The following is a 1,553-nucleotide window of genomic DNA, read 5'->3' on the forward strand; positions in this document are numbered from 1 at the left end:
GTTTCCCAATCCATCAGTGCTTTGCACATGGTTTCCATCTTATCGCGATTTTCATCCAAGATTTTGTAAGCCACTTGGTATTGCTCATCTAAAATACGGCGGATTTCCGCATCGATATCTTGTTGGGTTTTCTCGGAAATATTTTGAGAACGGGTTACGCTGCGACCCAAGAATACTTCACCTTCGTTCTCAGCATAAACCATCACACCCATTTTATCGCTCATACCATAACGCGTTACCATCTCGCGTGCCATTTGAGTTGCACGCTCAAAGTCGTTAGATGCGCCGGTAGAAATACGGCCAATAAAAATATCTTCAGCAATACGGCCACCAAACAAGATTGAGAGCTGGCTCAGCATTTGGTCTTTGTACATACTGATGCGGTCACGCTCAGGCAGTTGCCAAGTCAAACCCAATGCACGGCCACGAGGCATAATCGTTACTTTGTGAACCGGATCGGTAAACGGCAGGCTTTCCGCTACGATTGCATGACCGGCCTCATGATAGGCTGTCGCACGTTTTTCATCTTCGTGCATTACCATACTGCGACGCTCCGGACCCATGTAGATTTTGTCTTTGGCATCTTCAAAGTCGCTTTGATCGACTTTAACTTTATTACGACGGCCGGCAAACAAAGCAGCTTCATTGACCAAGTTTGCCAAATCTGCACCTGAAAAACCAGGTGTACCGCGTGCCAAAGAAGTCAAATCTACGGATGCATCCAAAGGTACTTTTTTAGCATGTACTTTCAAGATTTGTTCACGGCCACGGATATCGGGCAATGGAACAACAACTTGACGGTCAAAACGGCCCGGACGCTGCAACGCAGGATCAAGTACATCAGGACGGTTGGTTGCTGCGATCACAATAACGGTTTGGTTGCTTTCAAAACCATCCATTTCAACCAACAATTGGTTTAATGTTTGCTCACGCTCATCATTGCCACCACCCAAACCGGCACCGCGCTGACGGCCAACCGCATCAATTTCATCGATAAAGATGATACATGGCGCGTTTTTCTTAGCCTGCTCGAACATATCGCGGACACGGCTCGCACCGACACCGACAAACATTTCTACGAAGTCAGAACCTGAAATACTGAAGAATGGCACACCAGCCTCACCAGCAATCGCTTTAGCCAGCAATGTTTTACCCGTACCAGGGCTACCGGCCAACAAAATACCGCGTGGTACACGACCGCCCAGACTTTGGTAACGGTTAGGCGATTTCAGGTAATCCACGATTTCTTGTACTTCTTCTTTTGCCTCATCACAACCGGCAACATCGGCAAAAGTAACTTTATTGGAATCTTTGTCCAGTAAACGTGCACGGCTCTTACCAAAAGAGAATGCGCCGCCTTTACCGCCACCGCCGCTTTGCATGCGCATGAAGTAGAACCATGCACCGATCAACAACAAAACAGGCAGCAGGCTGTAAAACAGACTGGCCAGCATGCTTGGTTTTTCTTCCGGAGTCACTTTGACGCGTACTTTGTTGTCCAACAGTGTTTTAACCAAGTTGTCATCCAAAGGCGCATTGGTATAGAAGGCAGT

1 protein-coding gene is annotated in these 1,553 nt (G+C 47.5%); it reads right to left on the reverse strand.

The features are described from left to right. The coding region (ftsH, locus tag ACTHS3_RS12680) for an ATP-dependent zinc metalloprotease FtsH (protein WP_440368102.1) at positions 1 to 1,553 on the reverse strand (1,553 nt) is incomplete at both ends.

It is taken from the genome of Neisseria sp. P0009.S007, assembly GCF_051962515.1.